The sequence below is a fragment of the Bradyrhizobium zhengyangense genome, assembly GCF_022012435.1.
In the GTDB taxonomy this organism is placed as follows: domain Bacteria; phylum Pseudomonadota; class Alphaproteobacteria; order Rhizobiales; family Xanthobacteraceae; genus Bradyrhizobium; species Bradyrhizobium zhengyangense.
Genome location: NZ_JAKLUA010000003.1, coordinates 578,078 through 602,939, shown reverse-complemented (window position 1 = coordinate 602,939; position 24,862 = coordinate 578,078). Strand labels below are relative to the sequence as shown.

Below are 24,862 nucleotides of genomic sequence, written 5' to 3'. Positions count from 1 at the left end.
TCTCGACCAACACCTTCCCGGCGTGGTCGCTGGCGCATCCCTATCGCATGATCGCGCATAACGGCGAGATCAACACGCTGCGCGGCAACACCAACTGGATGGCAGCGCGCCAGGCGTCGGTCAGCTCCGAGCTGTACGGCAAGGACATCAGCCGGCTCTGGCCGATCTCCTATGAGGGCCAGTCGGACACCGCCTGCTTCGACAACGCGCTCGAATTCCTGGTACAGGGCGGCTACTCGCTGCCGCATGCCGTCATGATGATGATTCCGGAGGCGTGGGCCGGCAATCCCCTGATGGATGAGAAGCGCCGCGCCTTCTACGAATATCACGCCGCGCTGATGGAGCCGTGGGACGGCCCCGCCGCGATCGCCTTCACCGACGGCCGCCAAATCGGCGCCACGCTCGACCGCAACGGGCTGCGGCCGGCGCGCTATCTCGTGACCAAGGACGACCGCATCGTGATGGCGTCCGAAATGGGCGTGCTGACGATCCCCGAGGACCAGATCATCACCAAATGGCGCTTGCAGCCCGGCAAGATGCTGCTGGTCGACCTCGAACAGGGCCGCCTGATTCCGGACGACGAGATCAAGGCCGAGCTCGCCAAGAGCCATCCCTACAAGGAGTGGCTGGAGCGGACCCAGATCGTGCTCGAAGAGCTGCCGAAGGTGCCGACCACGGGCGTGCGCTCGAACCTGTCGCTTTTGGACCGCCAGCAGGCATTCGGCTACAGCCAGGAAGACATCACGATCCTGATGACGCCGATGGCGGCCACGGGTGAAGAAGCCGCGGGCTCGATGGGCAACGACACGCCGATCTCGGCGCTGTCGGACAAGGCCAAGCCGCTGTTCACTTACTTCAAGCAGAACTTCGCCCAGGTCACCAACCCGCCGATCGATCCGATCCGCGAGGAGCTGGTGATGAGCCTCGTCTCCATCATCGGACCGCGGCCGAACCTGTTCGACCTTCAGGGCCTTGCGACCACCAAGCGCCTGGAAGCGCGCCAGCCGATCCTCACCGACGCGGATCTCGAGAAGATCCGCTCGATCTCGGATGTCGCCGACACCCACTTCAAGTCGCGCACGCTGGACACCACCTTCCACGCCGGTCTCGGCGCGGCGGGCATGGACCAGGTGCTGGACGAGCTTTGCGCGCGCGCGGAAGCCGCGGTGCGCGAGGGCGTCAACATCATCATCCTGTCCGACCGCATGGTCGGCACCGACCGCGTGCCGATCCCGTCGCTGCTGGCCTGCGCCTCGGTGCATCATCATTTGATCCGCACCGGCCTGCGCACCTCGGTCGGCCTGGTCGTCGAATCCGGCGAGCCGCGCGAAGTGCACCACTTCGCCTGCCTTGCCGGCTACGGCGCCGAGGCGATCAATCCCTACCTCGCGTTCGAAACCATCATCGCGATGAAGGACCGCCTGCCCGGCTCGCTCGACGACTACGAGATCGTCAAGCGCTACATCAAGTCGATCGGCAAGGGCCTGCTCAAGGTGATGTCCAAGATGGGCATCTCGACCTATCAGTCCTATTGCGGCGCGCAGATTTTTGACGCGGTCGGCCTCAAGGCTGATTTCGTCGCAAAGTTCTTCGCCGGCACGCACACCCGCGTCGAGGGCGTCGGTCTTGCCGAGATCGCCGAAGAGGCTGTACGGCGTCATGCCGACGCGTTCGGCGAGGCTCTGGTCTACAAGACCGCGCTCGATGTCGGCGGCGAATATGCCTATCGCAGCCGCGGCGAGGACCATGCCTGGACCGCCGAGTCCGTCGGCTTGCTTCAGCACGCCGCCCGCGGCAATTCGCTGGAGCGCTATCGCGCCTTCGCCAAGATCCTGAACGAGCAGTCGGAGCGCCTGCTGACGCTGCGCGGCCTGTTCCGGATCAAGAACGCGGAGGAAGAGAAGCGCAAGCCGATCCCGATCGACCAGGTCGAGCCGGCCAAGGACATCGTCAGGCGTTTCGCCACTGGCGCGATGAGCTTCGGCTCGATCTCGCGCGAGGCGCACACGACACTCGCGATCGCCATGAACCGGATTGGCGGCAAGTCGAACACCGGTGAAGGCGGCGAGGAAGCCGACCGCTTCAAGCCGATGCCGAACGGCGATTCCATGCGTTCGGCGATCAAGCAGGTCGCCTCGGGCCGCTTCGGCGTCACCACGGAGTATCTCGTCAACTCCGACATGATGCAGATCAAGATGGCGCAGGGCGCAAAGCCCGGCGAAGGCGGCCAGCTGCCCGGCCACAAGGTCGACGCGACCATCGCCAAGGTGCGTCACTCGACCCCCGGCGTCGGCCTGATCTCGCCGCCGCCGCATCACGACATCTACTCGATCGAGGATCTGGCGCAGCTGATCTACGACCTCAAGAACGTCAACCCGACGGGCGACGTCTCGGTCAAGCTGGTCTCCGAAATCGGCGTCGGCACGGTGGCCGCGGGCGTTGCCAAGGCGCGCGCCGACCATGTCACCATCGCGGGCTTCGAGGGCGGCACCGGCGCTTCGCCGCTGACCTCGATCAAGCACGCCGGCTCGCCGTGGGAGATCGGCCTTGCCGAAACCCACCAGACGCTGGTGCGCGAGCGGCTGCGCAGCCGCATCGTGGTCCAGGTCGACGGCGGCTTCCGCACGGGGCGTGACGTCGTGATCGGCGCGCTCTTGGGCGCCGACGAGTTCGGCTTCGCCACCGCGCCCTTGATTGCGGCCGGCTGCATCATGATGCGCAAGTGCCATCTCAACACCTGCCCGGTCGGCGTCGCTACCCAGGACCCCGTCCTGCGCAAGCGCTTCACCGGCCAGCCCGAACACGTGATCAACTACTTCTTCTTCGTCGCAGAGGAAGTGCGCGAGATCATGGCCTCGCTCGGCTTCCGCACCTTCAACGAGATGGTCGGCCAGGTTCAGCTGCTCGACCAGACCAAGCTGGTGGCGCACTGGAAGGCGAAGGGCCTCGATTTCTCGAAGCTGTTCGTCAAGCAGAAGGAAGACAAGGGCCAGAAGATCTATCACTCCGAGCGCCAGAACCATCATCTGGAGGCCGTGCTCGACCGCTCGCTGATCGAGAAGGCGAAGCCCTCGCTCGACCGCGGTGCGCCGGTGAAGATCGAGGCTGCGATCAACAGCACCAACCGCTCTGCGGGTGCGATGCTGTCAGGCGCGGTCGCCAAGATCTACGGCCATGCCGGCCTGCCGCAGGACACCATCCATGTCAGCCTCAAGGGCACGGCCGGCCAGGCGTTCGGCGCGTGGCTCGCCAACGGCGTTACCTTCGAGCTCGAGGGTGAAGCCAACGACTATGTCGGCAAGGGCCTCTCGGGCGGCAAGATCATCGTCAAGCCGCCGGCGAATAGCGGCATCGTGCCGGAGGAGAGCATCATCGTCGGCAACACCGTGATGTACGGCGCCATCCAGGGCGAGTGCTACTTCCGCGGCGTCGCCGGCGAACGCTTTGCCGTGCGCAACTCGGGCGCGGTCGCCGTGGTCGAAGGCGCCGGCGATCATTGCTGCGAATACATGACCGGCGGCATCGTGGTCGTGCTCGGCAAGACCGGACGCAATTTCGCGGCCGGCATGTCCGGCGGCATCGCCTACGTGCTCGACGAAACCGGCGACTTCAACAAGCTGTGCAATCTCAGCATGGTCGAGCTCGAGCCGGTGCTGTCGGAAGAGCTGATCAACGCCGGCACGTATCACCACTCCGGTGATCTCGAGGCGCACGGCCGGGTCGACGTGTTCCAGAACCTGCTCGCATCCGACGTCGAGCGTCTGCACGTCCTGATCACGCGCCATGCCAAGGCGACCGGCTCCAAGCGCGCCGCGGACATCCTTGCCAATTGGAAGGAATGGCTGCCCAAATTCCGCAAGGTGATGCCGGTCGAGTACCGGCGCGCGCTGCGCGAAATGGCCGCCAACGCGGACGCCGAGCCGAAGATCGCGATCGGGGCGTAAGGCATCACACCCGTCATTGCGAGCGTAGCGAAGCAATCCAGACTTTCTTCCTTGATGCAGACTGGATTGCTTCGTCGCTTCGCTCCTCGCAATGACGGTGAGGAAACAACAAAACGACTAAGCGGCAGGGACTTCGGGTTTAATGGGCAAGATCACGGGTTTTCTCGAAATCGAACGGCACGATCGCAAGTACACCCCCGTCGCCGAGCGCGTGAAGCATTACAACGAGTTCGTCGTTCCCTTGAGCGAGAAGGAAACGCGCGACCAGGCCGCGCGCTGCATGAACTGCGGCATTCCCTATTGCCACGGCACCGGCTCGGTCGCGCCGGGCACGCCCGGTTGCCCGGTCAACAACCAGATCCCCGACTTCAACGACCTCGTCTATCAGGGCAATTGGGAAGAGGCCTCGCGCAATCTGCACTCGACCAACAACTTTCCTGAATTCACCGGCCGCATCTGTCCGGCGCCGTGCGAGGCGTCCTGCACGCTCAACATCGACGACAACCCCGTCACCATCAAGACCATCGAATGCGCGATCGTCGACCGCGCTTGGGACAATGGCTGGCTGAAGCCTGAGATCGCCGCGGTCAAGACCGGCAAGAAGGTCGCGGTGATCGGCTCGGGTCCGGCCGGCATGGCCTGCGCGCAGCAGCTGGCCCGCGCCGGGCACGACGTGCATCTGTTCGAGAAGTACGCCAAGGCCGGCGGACTGCTCCGTTATGGCATCCCGGACTTCAAGATGGAGAAGGGCGTCATCGACCGCCGCGTCAAGCAGATGGAAGGCGAAGGCGTCACCTTCCACTACAACAGCCATGTCGGCGTGGACGGCAATGTCGATCCGCGCGAGATGCTCAACCAGTACGACGCGATCGCGCTGACCGGCGGCGCCGAAGCCCCGCGCGATCTGCCGATCCCCGGCCGCGAATTCGACGGCATCCATTATGCGATGGACTTCCTGCCGCAGCAGAACCGCCGCGTCTCCGAGGAGCCGCTGGGTGGCGTCAAGGAGATCCTCGCCGGCGGCAAGCATGTCGTCGTCATCGGCGGCGGCGACACCGGATCCGACTGCATCGGCACCTCGCTGCGCCAGGGCGCGCTGTCGGTGACGCAGCTCGAGATCATGCCCGCTCCGCCCGAGCGCGAGAACAAGGGCCTGACCTGGCCGAACTGGCCGCTGAAGATGCGCACGTCGTCGAGCCAGGCCGAAGGCGCAATCCGCGAGTTCGCCGTGCTGACGCAGAAGTTCACCGGCGAGAACGGCAAGGTCAAGAAGCTGCACTGCGTGCGCGTCGACGACAAGTTCAAGCCGATCGCAGGCACCGAGTTCGAGCTCGATGCCGAGCTCGTCCTGCTCGCGATGGGTTTTGTGCATCCCGTGCACGAGGGTCTGCTCAAGCAGCTCGCGGTCGACCTCGACCCGCGCGGCAACGTCAAGGCCAACACGCTTGATTACCAGACCTCGCGTCCGAACGTGTTCTCCGCCGGCGACATGCGCCGTGGCCAGTCGCTGGTGGTCTGGGCCATCCGCGAAGGCCGGCTGTGCGCCCGCTCGATCGACACGTTCCTGATGGGGAAGACGGATCTGCCGCGGTGAGTGTTACTCGCGGCCAAACTAGGCAACGGTGTCATCGCCCGGCTTGACCGGGCGATCCAGTATTCCAGAGACGTTTTTATTGAACCGAGAAGCCGCGGCGTACTCGATGTCCCAGTCAAGCCGGGGCATGACAGCGGAGTGAGTTGAAAGCTTGCCGCTTACTAAGACGCATCAGTTCAAATCCCTACGCGCCGCTAATTCTGCAACCGCACGCCCAGCATCACCACCGTGCCCTGCGAACTCGAGCCCGGCTGGTTCGAATCCAGGATGTCGTGGCGCAACGTGCCCTTGATCCAGATGTTGCGGTTGAGCTTGTAGATCAGATTGCCTTCGAGCGAGTAGGTCTTGTCGTTGCGATTCTGGCCCTGATAGTCGTAGGTGCCGTAGGTGAACTTGCCGACCGCCGTCAGCCAGCGGCGGAAGTCGTGGTCGACTTCGGCGGCATAGGTGTGCACCAGCACGCCGGAGGAGCCGGGGATGGTGGTTTCCGCGATTTGGGTGTCGGTGTTGAATTTCACCGTCGTCAGCCCGCTGGCGTTCCAGATCAGCGATCCCGAGGTGAGGAAGCCCGAGAGCTGGCTCAGGCGAGGGTCGACATAGTTGCGCGCGGAATAGCCGACCGAGACTTCGCCGGTGAGGATGCGCGAGAACTCGAAGGACGAGCCGACCTTGGCATAGCCGCCGTTTGAATCGCGCAAATAGCCGTTGCGATCCGCAGCCTGGTCGTGGACGCGGTTGTCGCCCTCGATCTCGACGAACGGTTTTAAGCCCGGCTTCAGCTCGTAGGAGAAGCGTCCGACGCCGCCATACTGGTTGAAGTCGCGGTCGTCATTGCTGAAGGTCGACCCGTCGGTGAGTTTTGAATCCGTGTAGGCGGTGCGATCGATCGTGGCGCCGGCGGCGACCTGGAAACGGTTGAAGGTCTGGTCGAATCCGAAGGTGCCGCCATAGGTGGCGTAAACAGGATATTTCTGCAGGCCGGCCTGCACGTTCGGGCTGCCAGGGTTGTCGGTGGCAAGCCGCAGCCGGAATTGCGAGGTCAGCTTGAGGTCGCGGTCGACGTCGTAGCGGCCGTCGACATGGCCGGTGAAGTCGGGGCGGTTGATCTCGACAGGCGACGGCGAGGGAAGTCCGTCGATCGTCGCCGGCATGTTGTTGGTGTAGCCGGAGAACGAGCCGCGCAAGTCTGCGACCAGCGCGTGGCGCTCCCAGTCGGACATGACAAGCAGATCCGGCGCGACGACATAGACAGGCGAGCCGACCGGCTTGCTGAGACGTGCAGGATTGGTGTCGTAGCCGGTGGAAAGCTCGAGCCCGCCCTTGATCAGAAAGCTGCCGGCGTAGTCGCCGACCGCGCCGAAGGCATCGTCGTCGACCTTGAGGCGGCGGCGCTGCGGCTGGCCGGGCACGGTGCCAGCCATCGCCGGCGGCAATGGCGTCTTGTTCGCGGTCTCCGACGGCGGCGGCGCAATACGGGGAGGACCGAGCGTGGAGACCGGCGGCGTTGCAGTTGGCACCGGCGAGCCGGGGCCGGCGGGCTTCTTCGGCTTCGGCTGGCCCGGATAGAGTTTTGGCTGCTGGCGCTTGCGATTAAGCGAGTCGTAGCCCGAGCTGCTCGCACCGTTCGCGGCGGGAAGGCCATATGTCGGGACCTGGCCAATTCGCGTTGTCGCGGGCGCGTCGCTCTTCTTGCGCGGATCCTCGTTGGGATCCGGCGGCTGCGGGGGCTGCGGAACCGCGTCCGACGGCGCCGGCAGGACGCCCGCCGTGCGGCGCGTCGGCAGCGTCTCAGGCGAAACGAAGCCGCCGCGGCTGGGATTGAACAGGTCGGGCGTGAGGCTCTGGGCGGCCACTGGTGAGCTTTCCAGCGCGGTCAGCAGCAGGCATGGCAAAGCGGCGCGAAAGACGTACGCGCGACTGCTCCGGCCCCTACCTGGAGGCGACCCCACGATGGAATAACTCCAACGAAATCAGATACTTCACTGATGGCCTTCCGCGAACGCGCGGAAACCATCGTTAATGGAGTTAAAACAATTATGGTTAATGACCCGTTGAGGGATTTGGCGGTCGCGTCGCCTCGGAGGCCGAGGCGTGCTAAGGAGGCGGCCAACGGGCTGACGCCCCTCCTCCCTGGACCTGAGCATGCCGAGTTCGAAACCGCTGATGACCTCCTCATCCGGCCTCACCCCCACGTCAGTCGAATCCGCACTCCGCACGCTGGAGACGGAGAGCGGCGGCATCAACGCGCTCGCCGCCGCCCTGCGCGGCCCGCTGGGCGAGGCGTTCGCCAGGGCGGTCGACCTGATCCGCAACGCCAAGGGCCGCGTCATCGTCACCGGGCTCGGCAAGTCCGGCCACATGGCGCGCAAGATCGCGGCGACCCTGGCCTCGACAGGCACGCCGGCCTTCTTCGTTCATACGGCTGAAGCCGCCCATGGCGACCTCGGCATGATCACGACCGACGATGTCATCATGGCGCTGTCCTGGTCCGGCGAGCAGCCAGAGATGAAGACGCTGGTGAACTATTCGGCGCGCTTTGCGATCCCGATGATCGCGGTGACGTCGAATGCGGCGTCCTCGCTCGCCCAGGCCGCCGACATCGTCATCGAATTGCCGAAGGCGCGCGAGGCCTGCCCGCACAATCTGGCGCCGACCACCTCGACCATGATGCAGGTCGCGATCGGCGATGCCATCGCGATCGCGCTGCTCGAAGGCCGCGGCTTCACCGCGCTGGAATTCGCCCACTTCCATCCCGGCGGCAAGCTGGGCGCGATGCTGAAATTCGTCCGCGACTATATGCGCACCGGCGCGGAAATCCCGGTCAAGCCTGAAGGCACCAAGATGTCGGACGCGGTGGTGGAGATGTCGGCCAAGGGTTTGGGCTGCGTCTGCATCGTCAATGACGCGAACGAGGCGGTCGGCATCATCACCGACGGCGATCTGCGCCGCCACATGCGGCCGGATCTTTTGACTGTGACGGTCGATGAGATCATGACCAGGCAGCCCAAGACCGTGCCGCCCTCGATGCTCGCAAGCGAGATGATCGAGGTGCTGAACACGCGCAAGATCACAACGCTTGTTGTGACCGAGGCGGACAAGGTGGTCGGCATCGTGCATCTGCACGATCTGCTGCGGGCGGGTGTGGCGTAGGTCCTACGGCTCTCTCCACGTCATTGCGAGTGTAGCGAAGCAACCCAGAATCTTTCTGCGGGGACGGTCTGGATTGCTTCGTCGCATCAGCGCAAAATTGCTTCGTAATTTTGTTGCGAGCTCCTCGCAATGACGCATGGTTAGACTGTTGGAAACCGCGCCGCGTTCTCCTCCAGCGGCAGCCTCAGCCCGTTGGCCAGATACGACACCGTGCGATAGAAGCCGCACAGCAGCATGATCTCCAGGATCTGCGCCTCGTCGTAATGCGCGGACAGCGCGGCGAACTCGGCGTCGGTGAACGTCGCGCGGGTGTGCAACGCGTCCACCGCTGCGATCAGGGCCTGCTCGGCCGCGGACCAGCTGGCCGAATTCGCATCGCCCCCCACCGTCGCACGAACCTCATCCTCGCTAAGCTTCGCCGGGCCGGCGAAGATCGCGACATGGACGCCCCATTCATATTCGCATCTGTTCAGCGCGCAGGTCCGATCGATGACGATCTCGCGCTCCCGCAACGATAACGGCCCGGGATCGAGCAGGCCGCCGGCACGAAACTTGTCCCAGGCGCGGCTGTGGCCGGCCATCACCCGGAAAAGCATTAGCGGCGGCGCGCCGCGCATGATGCGGTCGAACTGCGCCTGGATCTCCGGGGGATAAGGCTGATCGAGCGCGGCGATACGAGGAGCCGGGGATGACATGGGCATCTTCCTTGCTACAATTATTGTAGCAACACGCTACATTATCTGTAGCACGACGCAAGAGGGTGTGATGGCGAAACAGACGGGCTCAGGGGAACGTCGCGTGCGCGGCTCGCGTACCGGGCGGCCGATCATGGCGCTGCTCGACCTGCTCGGGCGGCGCTGGGCCTTGCGGATATTGTGGGAATTGCGCGCGGAGCCTCTCACCTCGCGCGCATTGCGCACGGCCTGCGATGAGGCTTCGCCGACGGTGTTGCAAGTGCGGCTGACGGAGTTGCGCGAGGCGGGGTTTGTGGAGCTGGGCGACGGCGGAGGCTATGGCCTGACACCGGTGGGCCGGGAGCTGTGCGAGACGTTCATGCCACTGCACAGGTTTGCGGAGAGGTGGCGCAGCAAGAGTGGCGCCTAGCTAGGTCTGGCAATCCAGCCTCAACAAGCTCGTCATTGCGAGCGCAGCGAAGCAATCCAGAATCTTTCTGCGGCAACAGTCTGGGTTGCTTCGCTACGCTCGCAATGACCGCACCTACGCCGCGGCCACCGTTAGATTCACGCCATCCACCTGCACCACCTTCACACGCGTCCCTGCCGGAGTGTCCGGGCCCGCCACGCGCCACACCGTGTCGCCGATGCGCATGGTGCCGTTGCCGTCGATGATCGGCTTCTCCAGCGTGAACTCGCGGCCCAGCAACGCCTCGGTGCGCTTGTTGAGGAACGGGCTGGCGCTTGCATCGAACTTCGGTCGCGCAAGACGACGCCACACCGGCACGGCCGCGGCTGCGAACACCGCGAACATCACGAGCTGGATCTGCCAGGAGATGACGGTGGCGAACGAGATCAGGCCGACCAGGAGCGCGGCGAGCCCCAGCCAGAACAGGAACACGCCCGGCGCGATCACCTCCAGCGCCATCAGGAGGAAGCCGAAGATCAGCCAGTTCCAGGTGCCGAGCGATACGAACATGTCGGTCATGACACGACCTCTTTATGTTGGCGCACGACCCTAAGGTCATGCGCCGTTCCTCAACCCTGCCGCGGCGGAACCGCCGGCGGCGTGCCGCCAGCCGGCGGCACTGAGCCGGTGCGGCGCGCGGCGGCGGCTGCAGACGCAGCACTTTCGCCGAACGTTGCCTTGGCGATCTCGCCGATGCCGGCGAGCGAACCCAGAATGCTGGTGGCCTCGATCGGCAGCATGATGATCTTCTGGTTCGGCGAGTCGGCCAGTTGGCCGAACGCCTTGATGTATTTGTCGGCAATAAAATAATTCAGCGCAGCCACGTCACCCTTGGCGATGGCCTCACTCACCATTTGCGTCGCCTTGGCCTCGGCCTCTGCAGACCGCTCACGCGCCTCGGCGTCGCGAAACGCAGCTTCCTTGCGGCCTTCGGCCTGGAGGATCTGGCCCTGCTTGGCGCCCTCAGCGCGCAGGATCTCGGACTGGCGCGCGCCTTCGGCCTGAAGGATGTCGGCGCGCTTGACGCGCTCGGCCTTCATCTGCCGCCCCATCGCCTCGACGAGATCGGCCGGCGGCACGATGTCCTTGATCTCGATGCGGTTGACTTTCAGGCCCCACGGCGAGACCGCGGCATCGACGACGCGCAAGAGGCGCTCGTTGATCTCGTCGCGGTGCGACAGCACCTGGTCGAGGTCCATAGCGCCCATGACCGAACGGATGTTGGTCATGGTCAGCACGATGATCGCCTGCTCGAGATTGGCGACCTCATAGCTCGCCTTCGCTGCATCGAACACCTGGAAGAAGGCAACGCCGTCGACCGTCACCGTCGCGTTGTCCTTGGTGATCACCTCCTGCTCGGGGATCGAGATCACCTGCTCCATCATGTTGATCTTGCGCCCGACGCGATCGAAATAGGGCACGATGAGATTGAGGCCGGGCGTTAGCGTATGGGTGTATTTACCGAACCGCTCGATGGTCCAGTCATAGCCCTGCGGCACCGTTTTCACGCCGGCAATCAGCGTGATGATGACGAGCAACACCAGAACAATCGCGAAAATATCAAAACCGCTCATATCTCCTCCAAGGCAGGAAAGAACCCGGGAAACAGGCCCTTCCCGCGCTGTCATTGGTCGGGATCAGCACCCTACCGGTTCAGCGGTCGCTTTTCACGTCGGCATGCGCGCGATTCTGAACAAGGCGCACGGAGCGGGAACGGTCACGATTATGTATTTTTCGAAGGGCTCTTGAAAGCGTACGGCGGCAGACCTAGCGGCAAAGATTAACAAACTGCGACGCTACTCGATGACGTCGTTCGCGATTGCGAGCAGCCCGGCGGGAAGCGTAACGCCGATCGCCTTGGCCGCCTTCACGTTGATCGCAAGCTCGAACTTCGTCGGATTCTGGACCGGAAGGTCGGCGGCTTGCGCGCCCTTTAGGATGCGATCGATATAGCCCGCGGCACGTCGCAGCTGCTCGGCACTGTCGGTGCTGTAGGACATCAGCCCGCCTTCATCGACGAAGGCGCGGCTCCAGAACACCGACGGCAGATGCGATTCCGCGATCGCTGCCAGCAGAGGCGCGCGATTGGCCATGGTGAAAAAGTCGGGCAGCACCAGGAATCCGCCATCCTTCCGCGAGGCCAGCGCGGCGATCGAGGCTGCATCATGCACCGCCGCGGGCTCGACCACGACATCCAGCGTCCGCGCAGCCTCCTCGAGCGTGCGCAGCATCAGGGCTGCGAACGGCGCGGTGGCGGGATTGTAGACGACGAAGGCGCGAGAGACCTTTGGCGTGACCTGCGTCAGCATCTCCAGCCATTTGCCGGCAAGCGGGCCGTCATAATCGGTGAAGCCGGTGATGTTGCCGCCGGGATGGGCCAGATTTTGCACAAAACCCTGGCTGACGGGATCGGTGACCACCGCGAACACGATCGGAATCGTAGCGGTGCGCTGCCGCAGCTCCTCCACCGAGGGGGTGCCGATCGCGAGCAGAACGTCCGGCTTGAGCGCGATCAACTCGTCGGCGAGCCGGGCGATCGGAGCGCGATCACCACCTCCGTTGCGCCAGTCGACCCTGAGATTGTCTTGCTCCTTCCAACCATGGGTGGCCAGCGCCTCGACCAGGCGGGCCTGCCCGATCACGTCATCGGCCGTGACCGAAAGCACGCCCAGTCGGCGCAGCTCGCCGGTCTGCTGCGCCAGGGCTGAGAGCGGCAGCACCGTGATCGTTCCCAGAAGCGCCAGGCAGTCGCGGCGGTTCATGGAACGCTCCCTAGATCCAGGCACATTAGATCCAGCCTTGCAGCTCCCGCAGCACCAGCGTGCGGATCACGTCCATGCCCGGATCGCTATCGTTCAGGCAGGGGATCGCGGAAAACTGCTCGCCGCCATTGTGCTTGAAGATCTCGGCATTCTCCTGCGCGATCTCCTCCAGCGTCTCGAGACAGTCGGCGGAAAAGCCCGGCGTCACCACCGCGATGCGACGCACGCCTTCTTTCGCCAGGCGTTCCATCGTCTTGTCGGTATAGGGTTGCAGCCATTCATCATTGCCGAAGCGCGACTGGAAGGTCAGCAGCAGCTTGGTGTCGTCCATGCCGAGCCGGCGACGCAGCGCCTGCGTCGTCGCGACGCAATGGCTCTGATAGGGATCACCCTTGTCGACATAGGATTTCGGCATGCCGTGAAAAGACGCGACGATCAGCTCGGGCTTGAAGGATAAATTCGCCAGATGCAACTCGATCGAGACGGCGAGCGCCTCGATATAGGCCTCGTCCTCGTAGTATGGCGGCGTCACCCGCAGCGTCGGCTGATTGCGCAGGCCGGCGAGCACACGGAACACCTCGTCGCAGACGGTCGCCGAGGTCGAGGCGGAATATTGCGGATAGAGCGGCACCGCAAGGATGCGCTCGCATCCCTTCGCGATCAGCGCATCGATCCCCGCCTTGATCGAGGGATTGCCGTAGCGCATCGCCCAATCCACCACGACATGCGCGCGATCAGACAGCGCGGCGGCGAGCTTGTCGGCTTGCGACCGCGTGATGGTCTTCAGCGGCGACTCGTTCTTCTCGACGTTCCAGATCTTCTGGTAGTCGAGCGCCTTGGTGCGGGGGCGGCTGCGCAGGATGATGCCGTTCAGCACCAGCTGCCAGATCAGGCCCTGGGCCTCGATGACGCGAGCGTCCGACAGAAATTCCTTCAGATAGACCCTCACGCCGGCGGCGTCGGCCGTATCGGGCGTGCCGAGATTGACCAGCAGCACGCCGACGCGCGGCTGGCCGGGCTGAACGGTCGGCTTCGCTGAAACGATGGGGGCCAGGGTCTCCATGGCCAGTTGGGTCGCGCGTTGCTCCGAACTTGTCAAGATGAGGCCGGTTTCGCTAGGGTCCCGTCCAAGCGGGGGAGGGAAGATGACGCTCGCGGAATGGTGCGTTCTCGGGGCACTGTTGCTCTATCTCGTAACGATCGTCTCGATCAAATGGATCAGGTTTCGCGGCTTCGACAATTCGCGGCCGCGCGATCCCGCCTTTTATGAGGACGCCATCTCGCAGCGCGCGCTTGGCGCGCACCAGAACGGCATCGAAACCTTCCCGTTCTTCGCTTTCGCCGTCCTGCTCGCCGAATTCCGCGACTCGCCGCAGCGCCTGATCGACGAGCTCGCGGTGTTGTTCCTGATCGTGCGGGTGGCCTATGTGCTGACCTATCTCGGCAACCGGCCGACGCTGCGTTCCATCCTCTGGAGCATCGGCTTTGCGCTCAATCTGGCGATCTTCTTCATGCCGATGTTGAAGAAGTTTTTGCCGGTGTGACCTTTCTTTTTCCTTTTCCCCTTGTGGGAGGGAAGAAAGCTAGAAACACGTCGTCCGTTCGGCCGCGATGTAGCCAAACAGCAGCCCCGCTCCGAACAGCAGCACCAGGGCCGCCGCACCAAATTCGATGCCGCGCATGAACAGCGCACCGCCGCCGTCGCGGCCCGCGCTGAGGCGGCCGGCGATGTCCTTGGCCGAGACTGCGACCAGGGCGATGGTCGCGACCGTGATCGCGGTGCCCAGCCCCATCAGGAAGGTTGCGGCAATGCCGGCCCAGAACAGGCCCTGGGCGAGCGCGAATACCAGCACCAGGATGGCGCCCGAACAGGGGCGGATGCCGACGGTCAGGATCGCGGCAAAGCCGCGCCGCCAGCCGCCGGGGCCGGCCAGCTCGCTCGGGGTGGGTCCATGGGAATGGCCGCAATGCTCGTCATGGACATGATCATGCCCGTGATGATCATGGTGGTCGTGGTCATGATGATCATGCGCATCATGATGGTGATGGCCGTGATCATGATGGTCATGCGGCACGCCCGCTATGGCGGGCACGGGCTGCGTCACCTGGAGCGCGCGGATGAAGGTGCGGCCCTTGGTCCAGGTCAGGCGCAGGCCGAACAACGCGATCAGGGCGTAGCTTGCGATCTCGATGGCCCCTTCCGCCTTGCACATGGTCCTGGCGGTCGCGTTCAGGATCCAGGCCGAGATGCCGACGATCAGGATCGCCACCAAGGACTGCATCAGCGCCGAGGCCAATGACAGCGTGATGCCACGCCGCGCGGTCTCGCGGTTGGCGACGAGATAGGAGGCGATCACCGCCTTGCCGTGGCCGGGGCCGGCCGCATGGAAGATCCCGTAGGCAAAGGAGATGAAGAGCAGCGTCCACACGGCCGAGCCGTCGGATTTGGCAGCGCGGATGGTCGACGACATCTGGCGATAGAATTCGGACTGCTTTGCCAACAGCCAGCCGATGAGGCCGCTGGCCTCCGGCTCGGCCGCTGGTGCCTGCTTCGGCGCGCCGAACGGATTTTGTGCCAGGACATGGTGAAGCGCCGCATCCGCCAGGCTGGCGGCGAGGAGAATGGCGGCGCAGGTGAGGAACCCGCGCCCAAGCGGCGAGAGATGCGGCTTCAAGGGCAATCCACCGTGATCTTGTTGGCGAACATCATGCCGAAATTGGCATTCGGGCCGTCCATGAAGGTCTGCTCGTTGAGCTTCTGCGCGGTCGCGGTGCCGTCGCTCGGACGATCGAGCTTCATCTGGCAGCCTGACGGCGCGCCGACCAGCTTGACGGGATTATCCTTGGTCATCTGGAAGTCGATGAAGAACGAACGGTCGAACACTTCCAACACCAGCTGCTTGGGCTTGAGCGGGGTCTTCAGCGGCAGTGTAAAGTGCAGGGTCAGCACCGTGTCCTTGTAGTCGAGGAAATAGTCGACCGGCTCGCCGAAGCGCTCCTTCTTGCCGTCGGCCTTCGCGAAGGTGAAGTAGGCATATTCCTTCAGCGACTCGACATTGGTCTGCGCCAGCGGCCCGAGCTCCTCGCGGGTATAGGCGCCCTTCTTCTTGGCCTCGAGCCCCTGCACCGCATAGGCCGAGAACATGTCGTCAAAGGTCCAGGCGTGGCGCACGCCGGTGATGCTGCCGTCCTCTGCGTAGAGCAATTCGCTTGAAGCGGTGATCCAGACATGCGGATGCGCGATCGCTGCGCCTGATGCAAGCAGCAGGCCGGCGGCGAGCAGCCATCCCAGCAGGGTGCGCATGCCGATCAGGCCGCCTTGTCGTCGAGCAGGCCGCGGCGGCGGAGCAGCGCGTCGGGCTCGGGCGGACGACCGCGGAAGGCCTCATAGGCCGCTTCCGGATCGACCGATCCACCGCTCGAATAGATGTCGTCGTGCAGGCGCTTGGCGACGTCGGGATCGAAGATGTTGCCGGCTTCCTCGAACGCGCCGAAGGCATCGGCGTCCATCACCTCCGACCACATGTAGCTGTAATAGCCGGCGGCGTAGTGGTCGCCCGTGAAGATGTGGCCGAACTGCGTCGGCCGGTGCCGCATCGAGATTTCCTCGGGCATGCCGATCTTCTCCAGCTCGCGTTTCTCGAAGGCACCGACGTCCTGTGCGGCGGCGGCCGGCTGGGAGTGGAACTCGAGATCGACCAGCGCCGAGGAAACGAACTCGACCGTGGCAAAGCCCTGGTTGAATTTTCGCGCGGCGAGGAAGCGCTTGAGCAGGTCGTCCGGCAGCGGCTCACCGGTCTGGTAGTGGCGGGCGAACTGCTGCAGCACCTCGGGCCGCTCCTGCCAGTGCTCGTAGAGCTGCGACGGCAGCTCGACAAAGTCGGTGAACACAGAGGTGCCCGACAGCGATGGATAGGTCACGTTGGAGAGCATGCCGTGGAGGCCGTGGCCGAACTCGTGGAACAGGGTGCGGGCATCGTCCGGCGACAGCAGCGAGGGCTCAGCTCCGGCGCCCTTGGCAAAATTGCAGACATTGATGACGAGCGGCGCGATGTCGCCATCGAGCTTCTGCTGGTCGCGCAGCGAGGTCATCCAGGCGCCGGAGCGCTTGGACGGCCGGGCGAAGTAGTCGCCGTAGAACAGCGCCTTGTGCTTGCCGTCAGGGCCCTTGACCTCCCAGACCCGCACGTCGGGGTGCCAGACCGGCACATCCTTGCGCTCCTCGAAGGTGACGCCGAACAGGCGCGTGGCGCAGTCGAAGGCGGCCGCGATCATGTGATCGAGCGTCAGATAGGGCTTGATCGCGGCGTCGTCGAAATTGGCGCGCTGGAGGCGGAGCTTCTCGGCATAGAAACGCCAGTCCCAGGGTGCGAGCTTGAAATTGCCGCCCTCTTCCGTGATCAGCGCCTGCATCTCGTCGCGATCGGCGAGCGCTCGCGCCCGGGCCGGCTTCCAGACCCGCTCCAAGAGGCCACGCACCGCGTCCGGCGTCTTGGCCATGGAATCCTCGAGCCGGTAGGCGGCGAAGGTCGGGTAGCCCAGGAGCTTGGCGGTCTCCTCGCGCAGCTTCAGGATCTCGCCGATGGTCGCGTTGTTGTCGTTGGAATTGCCGTTGTCGCCGCGCGCGATGAAGGCCTTGTAGACCTTCTCGCGCAGGTCGCGGCGGCCTGAGCTCTTCAGGAACGATTCGACCGACGAGCGCGACAGCGTGACGATGGCCTTGCCTGCCATGCCGCGATCTTCTGCCGCAGCCTTGGCGCCGGCGACAAAGCTCTCCGGCAGGCCCTGGCGGTCGGCCTCACCGAGCTCCATGAACCAGTCCTGCTCGTCGCCGAGCAGGTGATGGCTGAAGCCGGTCGCGAGCTGAGCCAGCTTCTCGTTGATCTCGGCCATCCGCGTCTTGGCCTCGTCGGACAGGCCGGCGCCGGAACGGTGGAAGCGGGTGTAGGTGCGCTCCAGCAGGCGGAGCTGCTCCGGATTGAGGCCGAGACTGGCGCGGTTCTCGTGCAGCTGGGCGATGCGGCCAAACAGCACGGCATTCATCATGATCGGATTCCAGTGCCGCGCCATCCGCAAGGAGACCTCCTTGTCGATGTCGAGGATGGCCGGGTTGGAATGCGCCGAGACCAGGTCGTAGAAGACGGAGGCGACCTTGTTCAGCAGCTTGCCGGAGCGCTCCAGCGCCGTGATGGTGTTGGCGAAGTCGGGCGCAGCCGGATCATTGGTGATCGCCGCGATCTCGGCGGAGTGATCGGCGAAGGCCTGCTCGAAGGCCGGCAGGAAATGCTCCGGCACGATCTCGTTGAAGGGCGGGGTCGCAAACGGCGTCACCCAGGCCTTCAGCAGCGGATTGGTCTCGGAGTCCGTAGTTTGGCGGGGGTCTAACATCGCAAGTCTCGTTTTTTGAGGCAATTTGTTGGGGCCAGCTATAGCACGCGATGGGGCTTTTTTGGGCCATTTGGCCTTGCTCCCGCCCGCCTTTTCGGGGAGATTGCGGCCCTCGAAACACCGGACCGTAAACGCCCATGAACGCGCCCTCTTCGTCTTCCCGTCAGATCGTCTGGCCGAGCGTCATCACCGTCATCAGCGCCGCCATCCTGATCGGCGCCGAGGTGTTCGGCGCGGCGTTTGCCGGCGGCTGGGCGCTCGCGATTCTGGCTGGCCTCGGTGACCAGGGCGCGCACATCCTTCAGGCCGTGCTGTTCGCACTCGGCGTGCTGGTCATGACGGCGTTCGTCCGCGCAGCTCAGCGCGTCGAGCCGTTCTTCAAGCGCCGCTGAGGCGCCTCGCGCGACAGAGTCACGCACGACACAGAAAACTTAACGCGCGTTCATCTTCCGCGTCGCTCGCGCAACACTGCGCAAGCAGATGTTAGGCAATTCTGTTCTCAGCCTAAAAAAATTCTTGCGAAGCCGAGTCAAAACCCTTATGTGCGTTTTTGCCCAATTTCGCACGTGCCTGTGGTCGTGTGTCAGTCGGTAGGTATCCGGACAAGAGGCCGGACAGCCGCCAAGGGGTGAAGAAGCCGAGGGGCTCTTCGGAAGTGCAGAAGCCGGAAGGTTGAAGCAGACTCCGAAGCGTCCAGCATCTCTCTCAAAGAGATGCCTTGTCGAAGGTGACTTCGCTCTTTGCAACCGTGACTGGCAGCCGGAGGCGAACCGGCGCACCCCGCTCTCAACGGGGGACGCGACTTAAAGCAACGACGGATCGGGCTTTTTTGGTCTCTACCGGCATTCCAACGCCGGCGCGGGCTACTGAAAAGGCTTGTCCTTCATTGCCAGGTGAGCGGGCGGGAAACTCTCCCAACCAATCCACGGCAGCACAGTCTGGTTTGAGTCTTTTGGCTTCAGCGCGCCTCCATCGCGCGATGTGGCCGAAGCACTCTTATCCGACGTCACGTTGATGCGGATCCCGTCGCTGGGACCGTTGGAGAGTGCGATGACCGAACGCATCCAGGAATTCCTGCGCAACCGCCGCAAGGAAGGTCTCGACACCGAGCCGTGCCTCGTCGTCGACCTCGAGGTCGTGCGCGACAATTACCAGAGCTTCGCCAAGGCGCTGCCCGACAGCCGCGTGTTCTACGCCGTCAAGGCGAACCCGGCGCCGGAAGTGCTGGCCTTGCTGGCCTCCATGGGCTCCTGCTTCGACACCGCGACCGTCGCCGAGATCGAGATGGCGCTGGCCGCCGGTGCGACCCCCGACCGCATCTCTTTCGGCAACACGATCAAGAAGGAGCGCGACATCGCGCGCGCCTTCGCGCTCGGCATCCGCCTTTTCGCGGTGGACTGCGTCGCCGAAGTCGAGAAGGTCGCCCGCGCCGCTCCCGGCGCCAAGGTGTTCTGCCGCATCCTCTATGACTGCGCCGGCGCCGAATGGCCGTTGTCGCGCAAGTTCGGCTGCGACCCGGAAATGGCGGTCGAGGTGCTCGACGTCGCCAAGCGCCTGGGCCTGGAGCCGTGCGGCATCTCCTTCCATGTCGGCTCGCAGCAACGCAAGGTGAAGGCGTGGGATCGGGCGCTGGCGATGGCCTCGCAAGTGTTCCGCGACTGCGCCGAGCGCGGCATCAACCTGACCATGGTCAACATGGGCGGCGGCTTCCCGACCAAGTACCTGAAGGACGTGCCGCCGGTCGTCACCTACGGCCGCTCGATCTTCCGCGCCCTGCGCAAGCACTTCGGCAACCAGATTCCGGAGACCATCATCGAGCCGGGCCGCGGCATGGTGGGCAACGCCGGCATCATCGAATCCGAGGTCGTGCTCATCTCCAAGAAGAGCGACGAGGACGAGGTGCGCTGGGTGTACCTGGACATCGGCAAGTTCGGCGGTCTCGCCGAGACCATGGACGAGTCGATCCGCTACGCCATCCGCACGCCGCATGACGGCGCGGACATGACCCCGTGCGTGCTCGCAGGTCCCACCTGCGACAGTGCCGACGTGCTGTACGAGAAGAACCCGTATCCGCTCCCCGTCACGCTCGAGATCGGCGACAAGCTGCTGATCGAAGGCACCGGGGCCTATACGTCGACCTACTCGGCGGTGGCGTTCAACGGCATCCCGCCGCTGAAGACCTACCACATCTAAGCGCCTCTCTGTCCGAGGCCTGACGAACCCGGGAGCCGGCTTGCCGGCTCCTCATCCGACATTTCAATCTGACGACGCCTTGGACGGGCGTGCTGCACGCACGCCGGTTCAAGCGGGGACTGACGCGCCATGACTGCTTTTCGGAAGCCACAAGTCGCCCTCACCTCGAAAGCCGCTCCGTTCGCGATCCGCAGCGAGCGTGCCGTCGACGTCGCGATGCGTGAAACGCTGCTGGATGCCTGCTTTGGCGAGAACCGCCATGACCGCACCTGCCAGCGCCTGCGCGACGGACGTACACCAGCCGCAGGGCTTGCCCTGTCGGCCGTGCGCGAGGGGACACTCGTGGGAACCGTGCGGTTGTGGCACGTCAGCGCCGGAGGCAGGCCCGCTCTGGTCCTCGGACCACTGGCAGTGGACCCTGCCTGCCGCGAGCTCGGGATCGGCGCCGCGCTGATGCAACAAGCGCTGGCCGCCGCCCGGGCGCGCGGGCATGACGCCGTGATCCTGCTCGGCGATGCGCCCTACTACGCCCGCTTCGGCTTCTCGGCCGAGAAGACCGGCGCGCTGGTGCTGCCCGGCCCGTTCGAGCGCGACCGCCTGCTGGCGATCGAATTCACCGACGGCGCACTTGACGGCGCCGAGGGGATGATCGTCCCGACTGGGGCGTCCTTGGCCAAACGGAGGGTGGTTCGTCCCCTCCAGGCGCACGCGGCGTAAGGGATAGCCTTCATGGTGACGACCGAAGCCGCATTCAGCGGCAGCGCCCGGCCGCACCTGCACCAGGCCTTTCCTTTGGGGTTGCGTGAGCCCTGGAAACGCCCTTTAAACCCCACGAAATCCCCCTTTCAATCGAGGCCGAACCCATGCCCCGTCGCCTGATTTCCACCGGCTCCCCCCTCGAGAAGAGCGTCGGCTACAGCCGCGCCGTGATCGACGGCGACTTCGCCTTCGTCGCGGGAACCACCGGCTATGACTACACGACGATGACGATGCCCTCGGATGTCACGAGCCAGTCACGCAACTGCTTCAAGACCATCGAAGCGGCCCTGAAGGAGGGCGGTTTCGAGATGGCCGATATCGTCCGTGCGACCTATTACGTCACCGACGCCAGCACCATCGACGCCCACTTCGCCGTCTGCGGCGAGGTTCTCGGCGACATCAGGCCGGCGGCGACCTTGCTGGTCGTCAGCGCGCTCGCCAAGCCCGAGATGAAGGTCGAGATCGAAGTCACCGCCAAGCGCCGCAGCATCTGACAAGCGCCGCAGCGCTTAAATCCCCCCACCAATTGTCCGCCAGCACGTTCCGGAGAAGCATCCCATGAGCGCCCCCTCGCAGATCTACGCGAAGATCACCGGTCCGATCGTCATGGTCGGCTTCGGCTCCATCGGCAAAGGCACCTTGCCGATGATCGAGCGGCACCTCGATTACGACAAGTCGCGCGTCACCGTGATCGATCCCAAGGATGAGGGCCGCAAGGCGCATTGCGAGAAGCATAATGTGCGCTTCATCCAGAAGGCCGTGACCAAGGACAATTACCGCGAATTGCTGACCCCGCTGCTCACCGAAGGCGGCGGCCAGGGCTTTTGCGTCAATCTCTCTGTCGACACCGGCTCGACCGACATCATGGAGCTCTGCAACGAGATCGGCGCGCTCTATATCGACACCGTCAACGAGCCCTGGCTCGGCTTCTATTTCGATTCCTCGAAGGGGCCGGAGGCGCGCTCCAACTACGCGCTGCGCGAGGCGACGCTGGCTGCCAAGCGGGCGCGCCCGGCGGGCTCAACCACGGCCGTCTCCTGCTGCGGCGCCAATCCCGGCATGGTCTCCTTCTTCGTCAAGCAGGCGCTTCTCAACGTCGCCGCCGATCTGAAGCTCAATGCGCCGAAGCCGAAGACCAAGGCCGAATGGGCCGACCTGATGCGGCAGGCCGGCATCAAGGGCATCCATATCGCCGAGCGCGACACCCAGCGCGCGAAGAAGCCGAAAGAGCCCGACGTCTTCGTCAATACCTGGTCGGTGGAAGGTTTCCTGTCGGAAGGCATGCAGCCGTCCGAGCTCGGCTGGGGAACCCATGAGAAATGGATGCCAGAAAATGCGCATTCCCATGAAGCCGGCTGCGGCGCGGCCATCTATCTGATGCAGCCCGGCGCCAACACGCGCGTGCGCACCTGGTGCCCGACGCGCGGCGCGCAGTACGGCTTCCTCGTCACCCACAACGAGTCGATCTCGATCTCCGATTACTTCACGGTGCGCGACGCATCGGGCAAGGCGATCTACCGGCCGACCTGCCACTACGCCTATCATCCGGCTGACGACGCCGTGCTGTCGCTGCATGAATTGTTCGGCCGCGCCGGCAAGATGCAGGAGAAGCACCACATCCTCGAAGAGGACGAAATCGTCGACGGCATCGACGAGCTCGGCGTGCTCTTGTTCGGCCATGACAACAATGCCTACTGGTTTGGCTCGCAGCTCTCGATCGAAGAGACCCGCGCACTCGCCCCCTATCAGAACGCCACCGCCCTGCAGGTGACCTCCGCCGTGCTCGGCGGCATGGTATGGGCGCTGGAGAACCCCAGGGAAGGCATCGTCGAAGCCGACGAGATGGATTTCGATCGCCTGCTGGAAATCCAGCTGCCGTATCTCGGCCCGGTGAAAGGCTTCTACACCGATTGGACGCCGCTGACGGACCGTCCGGGCCTGTTCCCTGAGGACATCGACACCAGCGATCCCTGGCAGTTCAAGAACATCCTGGTGCGGTGAGCGGGCTCACTGACACAAACAGCGAAAACAACCCCATGCACAGTAGCCGGCATCGGCCGGCATGACGCCATTCTGTTTTTTCGAAAACAACTTGCGGCGTCGGGCAAAACAGTGGCATTATGGCATCGTGTGAAATCCGACATCGACACCAGCGATCCCTGGCAGTTTAGGAATCTTCTGGTGCGCCGACGGGCGCACCGGTTCGAGCTCCGATGAACGGGAGGCTAATAGCCTTCCGTCGGCCCGGGTGCTAACCAACCGCCCGGTCGCACGGCAACCGGGAGGTCCGCATGAAACTTATCGCCTGCATCGCGGGAGGCGTCAGCTTCCTGATCGCGTCCCACGCGTTAGCCGCGGACACCGGTCAATTGCCCTGCAAGACCACGCAGGAATGCAACGAGAACGCCGCCAAGATCGGCGCCAACGCCCCCAGGGACGCGCAACCCTCGACCAGCAAATCGGACGCCGCAGAGGACCAGTTCTACTGGCTCAACAAGATCAACAAGGCCTCCACCGTGATGCTGTTGGAGGAAGGCATCTTCCCGAAAGACACCGGCCAGCTGATCGCCGGGGGCGTGGACTACACGATCCGCCAGGCGCGTGAGCCCGGTGGCAAGCGCCCGAGCGACGTCCTTCAAATCGAAAAGATCATGACCGACAAGGTCGGCGAGGAGGCCTCCGTCATCCACGCCGGGCGCAGCCGTCAGGACATGTACGCGACGTTTCGCGCTGCCAAGCTGCGCAACCAGACGCTGGATTTCGCCGAGGCGCTGCTCGGCTTGCGCGCCAAGATGCTCGCCAAGGCGGCCGACAATCTCGATGCGCTGATGCCCGGCTACACCAACGGCGTGCAGGCGGTGCCGATCACCTATGGTCATTACCTGCTGGCCTATGAGGAATCATTCGAGCGCGACCAGCAGCGCGTCAGCGAGGCCTATCGCCGGCTCAACCTCAGCCCGATGGGTGTCGGCGTCATGTCCGACTCGATCTGGCCGCTGAACCGCGCGCGCCTCGCCCAGCTGCTCGGTTTTGACGGCATCGTCGAGAATTCCATGGATGCCAATCAGGTGATTCCATTCGACAACCAGCTCGAGGCCACCGCGATCGCCAATTCGGCCGCCATCCGCATCGGCGCGATGATGCAGGACCTGCACACGCAATACGCCGAGGTGCGACCGTGGCTGTTGCTGCAGGAGGGCTCGACCTACACCAGCAGCTCGATGCCGCAGAAGCGTAATCCGGGTTTGATCATGCAGGCGAGGATCGCCGCTTCAGATGTAGTGGGGCTGTCGGCGGCGGTGTCGATCCGCGCTCACAACGTCGTGTCGAGCATGGTCGATTACAAGTCCGAGTCCGAGGACATCGGACTGTTCCCGCGTGCCGTCAACATGGTCACTGCCACCAACCGGGTGTTCGATGCGATCGTGGTCAACAAGGCGCGCGCCAGGGAAGAGCTGGAGAGCGACTGGACCTCGACCATGAACCTCGCCGAGCTGCTGTTGCAGGCACACCAGATCCCGTTCCGTGTCGGACACGGCTTTGCATCACAAATGGTCAGCTACGCGCGGCCGCTGGATCTCACGCCCAAGACCATACCCTTCAGCCAAGTGACCGACCTCTTCGACAAGACGCTTGCCAAATTCAACATGCCGGCGAGGCCCTTCCCGATGAGCGAGGCCGAATTCAGGGAGGTGATGTCCCCGGAATGGATCGTGGCGCACACCAAGGGCGTCGGCGGGCCGCAGCCGGAGGAGACTGCACGCATGCTCAAGGTGGCCCAGCAACGCCTCGATGCCGACAAGCTCTGGCTTGCCGCCCAGCGCGACAAGCTCGCAAAGGCCGATGCCGCGCTCGATCAGGCGTTTGCGGCGCTTTTGCCGAACGACGCGGCGCACTAACAACCGCGGACCGGGGCGCGTCATGCCGCG

The 24,862-nt window shown here is 64.3% G+C and carries 21 protein-coding genes; 11 read left to right on the top strand and 10 right to left on the bottom strand.

What is annotated here, in order from left to right:
* Together gltB and L6637_RS14320 are read left to right on the top strand one after the other, a co-directional pair.
* The coding region (gene gltB, locus L6637_RS14325; protein ID WP_237870947.1) for a glutamate synthase large subunit at positions 1-3,944 on the top strand (3,944 nt) is incomplete at its 5' end.
* Between the two features lie 142 nt (positions 3,945-4,086).
* Entirely contained in the window at positions 4,087-5,538 is a 1,452-nt protein-coding gene (locus L6637_RS14320) for a glutamate synthase subunit beta (RefSeq protein WP_237866659.1), read from the top strand.
* 194 nt (positions 5,539-5,732) lie between these two features.
* Here the strand turns inward: L6637_RS14320 and L6637_RS14315 are convergent, their stop codons facing one another.
* A complete protein-coding gene (locus tag L6637_RS14315) occupies positions 5,733-7,487 on the bottom strand; it encodes an outer membrane beta-barrel protein (RefSeq protein ID WP_237866658.1) in 1,755 nt (584 codons plus the stop codon).
* Between the two features lie 193 nt (positions 7,488-7,680).
* Between L6637_RS14315 and L6637_RS14310 the strand changes: the two genes are divergently transcribed.
* A complete protein-coding gene (locus tag L6637_RS14310; RefSeq protein ID WP_237866656.1) occupies positions 7,681-8,688 on the top strand; it encodes a KpsF/GutQ family sugar-phosphate isomerase in 1,008 nt (335 codons plus the stop codon).
* Between the two features lie 140 nt (positions 8,689-8,828).
* Here the strand turns inward: L6637_RS14310 and L6637_RS14305 are convergent, their stop codons facing one another.
* Positions 8,829-9,383, bottom strand: a complete 555-nt coding sequence (locus L6637_RS14305) for a carboxymuconolactone decarboxylase family protein (RefSeq protein ID WP_237866655.1) — start codon at positions 9,381-9,383, stop codon at positions 8,829-8,831.
* A gap of 70 nt (positions 9,384-9,453) precedes the next feature.
* On the opposite strand from L6637_RS14305, the gene L6637_RS14300 reads away from it, so the two are divergent.
* Positions 9,454-9,792, top strand: coding sequence for a winged helix-turn-helix transcriptional regulator (locus L6637_RS14300; protein ID WP_237866650.1), 339 nt, complete (start codon positions 9,454-9,456; stop codon positions 9,790-9,792).
* Positions 9,793-9,906: 114 nt separating this feature from the next.
* On the opposite strand, the gene L6637_RS14295 is transcribed toward L6637_RS14300, so the two are convergent.
* The 4 genes from L6637_RS14295 to hemH form a co-directional block, all read right to left on the bottom strand.
* Positions 9,907-10,350 carry an NfeD family protein gene (locus tag L6637_RS14295; RefSeq protein WP_237866649.1) on the bottom strand — a complete coding sequence of 148 codons (444 nt, stop codon included), beginning with the start codon at positions 10,348-10,350 and terminating at the stop codon, positions 9,907-9,909.
* 50 nt (positions 10,351-10,400) lie between these two features.
* Positions 10,401-11,405 carry an SPFH domain-containing protein gene (locus tag L6637_RS14290; protein ID WP_237866648.1) on the bottom strand — a complete coding sequence of 335 codons (1,005 nt, stop codon included), beginning with the start codon at positions 11,403-11,405 and terminating at the stop codon, positions 10,401-10,403.
* A 222-nt stretch (positions 11,406-11,627) separates the two neighbouring features.
* Positions 11,628-12,593, bottom strand: a complete 966-nt coding sequence (locus L6637_RS14285; RefSeq protein WP_237866647.1) for an ABC transporter substrate-binding protein — start codon at positions 12,591-12,593, stop codon at positions 11,628-11,630.
* Between the two features lie 25 nt (positions 12,594-12,618).
* Positions 12,619-13,656 carry a ferrochelatase gene (hemH, locus tag L6637_RS14280; protein ID WP_237866644.1) on the bottom strand — a complete coding sequence of 346 codons (1,038 nt, stop codon included), beginning with the start codon at positions 13,654-13,656 and terminating at the stop codon, positions 12,619-12,621.
* An 82-nt stretch (positions 13,657-13,738) separates the two neighbouring features.
* Here hemH and L6637_RS14275 point away from each other — a divergent pair, with 82 nt between their 5' ends.
* Positions 13,739-14,137, top strand: coding sequence for an MAPEG family protein (locus L6637_RS14275; protein WP_237866643.1), 399 nt, complete (start codon positions 13,739-13,741; stop codon positions 14,135-14,137).
* Positions 14,138-14,176: 39 nt separating this feature from the next.
* Here the strand turns inward: L6637_RS14275 and L6637_RS14270 are convergent, their stop codons facing one another.
* From L6637_RS14270 to L6637_RS14260, 3 genes are read right to left on the bottom strand one after another with little or no spacing between them, the layout of a single operon-like run.
* Positions 14,177-15,268, bottom strand: coding sequence for a nickel/cobalt transporter (locus L6637_RS14270; RefSeq protein ID WP_237866642.1), 1,092 nt, complete (start codon positions 15,266-15,268; stop codon positions 14,177-14,179).
* On the bottom strand, positions 15,265-15,903 hold the full coding sequence (locus tag L6637_RS14265; RefSeq protein ID WP_237866667.1) for a DUF1007 family protein: 639 nt from the start codon (positions 15,901-15,903) through the stop codon (positions 15,265-15,267). The genes L6637_RS14270 and L6637_RS14265 overlap by 4 nt, the downstream gene beginning before the upstream one ends.
* Entirely contained in the window at positions 15,903-17,981 is a 2,079-nt protein-coding gene (locus tag L6637_RS14260) for a M3 family metallopeptidase (RefSeq protein ID WP_237866641.1), read from the bottom strand. The genes L6637_RS14265 and L6637_RS14260 overlap by 1 nt, the downstream gene beginning before the upstream one ends.
* 137 nt (positions 17,982-18,118) lie before the next feature.
* Here L6637_RS14260 and L6637_RS14255 point away from each other — a divergent pair, with 137 nt between their 5' ends.
* Entirely contained in the window at positions 18,119-18,373 is a 255-nt protein-coding gene (locus L6637_RS14255) for a hypothetical protein (protein ID WP_237866640.1), read from the top strand.
* Between the two features lie 471 nt (positions 18,374-18,844).
* On the opposite strand, the gene L6637_RS14250 is transcribed toward L6637_RS14255, so the two are convergent.
* A complete protein-coding gene (locus tag L6637_RS14250; protein ID WP_237866637.1) occupies positions 18,845-19,045 on the bottom strand; it encodes a hypothetical protein in 201 nt (66 codons plus the stop codon).
* Between L6637_RS14250 and L6637_RS14245 the strand changes: the two genes are divergently transcribed.
* From L6637_RS14245 to L6637_RS14225, 5 genes are all read left to right on the top strand, one after another.
* Positions 19,032-20,174: a type III PLP-dependent enzyme gene (locus tag L6637_RS14245; RefSeq protein ID WP_074117099.1), complete on the top strand. Its 1,143-nt coding sequence runs from the start codon at positions 19,032-19,034 to the stop codon at positions 20,172-20,174. The genes L6637_RS14250 and L6637_RS14245 overlap by 14 nt on opposite strands.
* Before the next feature lie 129 nt (positions 20,175-20,303).
* On the top strand, positions 20,304-20,891 hold the full coding sequence (locus L6637_RS14240; RefSeq protein WP_237866636.1) for a GNAT family N-acetyltransferase: 588 nt from the start codon (positions 20,304-20,306) through the stop codon (positions 20,889-20,891).
* Positions 20,892-21,037: 146 nt separating this feature from the next.
* Positions 21,038-21,427 (top strand): RidA family protein, encoded by a 390-nt coding sequence (locus tag L6637_RS14235; RefSeq protein ID WP_237866635.1) that lies wholly within the window; start codon positions 21,038-21,040, stop codon positions 21,425-21,427.
* A 64-nt stretch (positions 21,428-21,491) separates the two neighbouring features.
* Positions 21,492-22,934, top strand: a complete 1,443-nt coding sequence (locus L6637_RS14230) for a homospermidine synthase (RefSeq protein WP_237866634.1) — start codon at positions 21,492-21,494, stop codon at positions 22,932-22,934.
* A gap of 290 nt (positions 22,935-23,224) precedes the next feature.
* Positions 23,225-24,832 carry a lyase family protein gene (locus L6637_RS14225; protein ID WP_237870945.1) on the top strand — a complete coding sequence of 536 codons (1,608 nt, stop codon included), beginning with the start codon at positions 23,225-23,227 and terminating at the stop codon, positions 24,830-24,832.
* Positions 24,833-24,862 lie beyond the last annotated feature (30 nt).